This is a genomic window from Arthrobacter sp. TB 26 (assembly GCF_000427315.1).
In the GTDB taxonomy this organism is placed as follows: domain Bacteria; phylum Actinomycetota; class Actinomycetes; order Actinomycetales; family Micrococcaceae; genus Arthrobacter.
Genome location: NZ_AUPJ01000165.1, coordinates 1,379 through 4,533 on the forward strand (window position 1 = coordinate 1,379; position 3,155 = coordinate 4,533).

The following is a 3,155-nucleotide window of genomic DNA, read 5'->3' on the forward strand; positions in this document are numbered from 1 at the left end:
CCCCGCCGCCACGACCACGTCCGTCTGGGATTCCCTGGCGCAGTGCGAAAGCGGCGGCAACTGGGCCATCAGCACGGGCAACGGCTACTCCGGCGGGCTGCAATTCAGCCCCGGCACGTGGGCGGCCTATGGCGGCGCAGGGTCTGCGGCCAGCGCCAGCCGCGAGCAGCAGATCGCCGTGGCCGAGAAGGTGCAGGCCGGCCAGGGCTGGGGAGCGTGGCCGTCCTGCGCCGCGCAGCTTGGCCTGACCGGCGGCGCCATTGCCCCGCAGAGCGTCCCGGTGGCCAAGGCACCCGCAGCGGTTCCTGCCCCGGCCAAGGTGCCTGCCCGGACCGCCGCACCGAAGGTCGCGGCGCCCACCGCGCCCAAGGCTGCCGCACCGAAGGCGGCTGCCCCGGCGCCGGCGCACGCTGCGGCTGTCTCCCTGAGCGGCGAGAGCTACACCATCCAGAGCGGCGACACCTTGAGCAAGATCGCCGACAAGCTCAACATCGCCGGCGGCTGGCAACTGCTGGCCGACGCCAACGCGGCCACCATCAGCGACCCTGATCTGGTGTTCCCGGGCCAGGTGCTGCAGCTGCCCGCCTAGCCTGCCTGCCTGCCTGCCCGCCTAGCCTGCCCTCGGCGGCACGGTTAAGGCACGACGCCGGAGCATCCCCTCAAGGGACGCTCCGGCGTCGTGCTCTTGGCTGTTCTGGGGTTAACCGGCAGTGCTGTGGCCGAAAGGCTCAGGCAGCCCGGGGAATCTCGCGGACAATCTGCACTTTCCAGGCGGTGTCATCGCTCGTGTCCAGCAGGGCGACGGTGCCCATGGCGAGGTGCAGCGCCACGCGTTTGGCGGCAAGCAGCTCAAGGTAGAGGTTCTCGTTCATGCGGGCCGGGGCGTCGATGACGTATTTCACGGCGTCGCGGACTTTGCGGTAGTTGTCGCTTTTCTCGCGCTTGAGGTGCAGTTCCAGCAGCCGTCGCTGGCGGATCTTGGGTTCCTGACGATTCAGCCAGGACACCGCGGCGTGGACCGCCACCACAAGGGTGAGCGAGACGACATAGATCTCCCAGCCGCTGGAAAGCAGGAACAGGGGAAGATTCGCGATCGCCACCACGGCAATGAGGAGCCGGAACGCCAGGATGCGCCGCATGGTCAGCGCCACCGCGGCCAGGGCCATCCGGAATCCGTGCTGTTCCTTGCGGGCAGCCGCCGGATCGATGGTGAACTCCTCCAGGACCAGGATCCCGTTCGCTTCGGGACTCAGCATTTGTCCGTACTTGGGCAGGTGGCCGGACGCAGGCTGCGCCGGAGATTCAGTGGCTGGCTTCTTCGGCATGGGGCGTGTCTTCCGTGCGGCAGGGGTATTTTGTGCTATCTTACGCGCCGAAGCTGAGAGCCGTCTGTCCCGTTCCGAAATGTGAACACGCTCACCCGCGGCTGCCAGCAATTGGTTCATTGGCTCCGTGGCCTCAAACTGGAGAGATGCAGACTTTTCTCCCCTTCCCCGATTTCCAGCAGAGCGCAGCGGTTCTGGACCGCGAGCGGCTCGGCAAGCAGCGCGTTGAAGCGCTGCAGATCCTGCGCGCCCTGGTGATCCCGGAGTACGGCTGGCAGTCGCACCCGGCCATCCGGATGTGGATGGGGTACGTTCCCGCGCTGACCCTTTACGGCCTGACCATGGTCGACGAGTGGACGGCCCGGGGCGGCGAGGACACCACTCGCGAGAAAATCATGGAGTTCGCTCCCCAGGCTGCGCACCCCGACTACGCCGCGAAGATCCCGATGCCACCGTGGCTCGGTGCCCCGGAGCTGCACCTGAGCCACCGCTCCCGGCTGATCGCCAAGGACCCCCGGTTCTACGCGCCGTTGTTTCCGGACACGGAACATGACCTGGAGTACGTCTGGCCCGAGCCCAAGCTTGAGCTGCCGCCGGAGGACCCTTCCGGCGACCGCATGTGGGTCCTTCGCCTGCCGCTCGGTGACACCGCGCCGGAGAAGCTGGATACCGTCAGCCTCCCGCCCGTGGGCAAGGCCAAATCCACGTCCGCAAGCGAAGAGGACTACCAGTTCGTCTACGCGGACTCCGGCTCCCGCCGGCCCAAGGTGCGCAAGCTCCCGCCGAAGCAGCTCGTTAAGAAGCCCACCCGCAAGCGCCAGCAGCAGGAGGATGCGTTCACCACGCTTCCGGGCAACTCGACCGTTGCCATCCCGTTCGACGGCGACGCGTCCTTCGCCGTCGGCAAGGTCCTGGGCCGTCCGATCACCGTGGACGGCCAGTTCGCCCGCAACTTCCAGGTCGATGAGATCCTGGAACGCTCGGCCTTTGACTACCCGGCGCTGCTGCAGGATCCGCGGGTCTTCTTCCCGATCCCGGCGCGGTAGTCCGGGTTCGGCGGCTGTGGCCGCTGAAAACTGGCAGACTGGCCAGCATGACTGTACTTATGGCTGGTTGCGGCGATCTGGGCACCGAGGCCGGGCTGCGGTTCGCCGCGGCGGGCCACCGGGTGGTGGGCTGGCGCCGCTCGCCGGAGAAACTTCCGGCCGCGATCGAAGGTGCAGCGGCTGACCTGGGCGCCGGTGAACTGCCGCCCATCCCGGCGGACACCACCGCCGTCGTCGTCGCGATTGCGGCGGACTCCCCCACCGAGGCTGCCTACCGCGCCGCCTATGTGGACGGGTTGTCGAACGTTCTGGACGCAGTCCTCACGTCCGGCGCCCCGGTCCGGCGCGTGCTGTTTGTGTCGTCCACTGCCGTCTACGGCGACGCCGGCGGGGACTGGATCGATGAACGCACGACGCCGGCACCCGGCGGGTTCTCGGGCCGCATCATCCGCGAGGCGGAGGAACTCCTGCACAGCCGGTTGAGCGGCACCGGGATCACTCCGGTGGTGCTGCGGCTCGGGGGGATCTATGGCCCCGGAAGGACCCGGCTGATTGACCAGGTCCGCGGCGGCTCCGCGGTGATCCCGGCAGAGTCACGCTTCACCAACCGCATCCACCGGGACGACGCCGCTGCCGCGATCGTCCACCTGTGCACCATGGAGCCCGTCCCGGCGCCGGTGTATCTGGGCGTGGACAACGAGCCTGCCGAACTCGGCGAGGTGCTGCGTTTCCTGGCCGCCGAGCTGGGACTTCCCCACCCGCCGTCGGGCGCGGCTGAAAGTGG

Annotated in this window: 3 protein-coding genes and 1 pseudogene (1 of these 4 cut by a window edge); 3 read left to right on the forward strand and 1 reads right to left on the reverse strand. The window is 68.4% G+C overall.

Going from position 1 to position 3,155, the window contains the following annotated elements; genetic code table 11:
* Window positions 1-589: pseudogene (locus tag K789_RS26390) on the forward strand (transglycosylase family protein); it begins 108 nt to the left of the window's first position.
* 139 nt (window positions 590-728) lie between these two features.
* Here K789_RS26390 and K789_RS0105615 read toward each other — a convergent pair.
* Window positions 729-1,256 carry a hypothetical protein gene (locus tag K789_RS0105615; protein ID WP_029704575.1) on the reverse strand — a complete coding sequence of 176 codons (528 nt, stop codon included), beginning with the start codon at window positions 1,254-1,256 and terminating at the stop codon, window positions 729-731.
* A gap of 215 nt (window positions 1,257-1,471) precedes the next feature.
* Here K789_RS0105615 and K789_RS0105620 point away from each other — a divergent pair, with 215 nt between their 5' ends.
* Together K789_RS0105620 and K789_RS0105625 are read left to right on the forward strand one after the other, a co-directional pair.
* The gene (locus K789_RS0105620) at window positions 1,472-2,371 is read left to right on the forward strand and encodes an MSMEG_6728 family protein (protein WP_024365908.1); all 900 of its coding nucleotides are present in this window, start codon (window positions 1,472-1,474) and stop codon (window positions 2,369-2,371) included.
* Between the two features lie 47 nt (window positions 2,372-2,418).
* Window positions 2,419-3,155, forward strand: a 737-nt coding sequence (locus tag K789_RS0105625) for an SDR family oxidoreductase (protein WP_024365909.1), incomplete at its 3' end; no start/stop codon positions are given.

Bases quoted from the DNA above. Each gene is read 5' to 3' on its own strand.
- K789_RS0105615 (WP_029704575.1), bottom strand. From the start codon at position 1,256: ATGCTGAGTCCCGAAGCGAACGGGATCCTGGTCCTGGAGGAGTTCACC.
- K789_RS0105620 (WP_024365908.1), top strand. From the start codon at position 1,472: ATGCAGACTTTTCTCCCCTTCCCCGATTTCCAGCAGAGCGCAGCGGTT.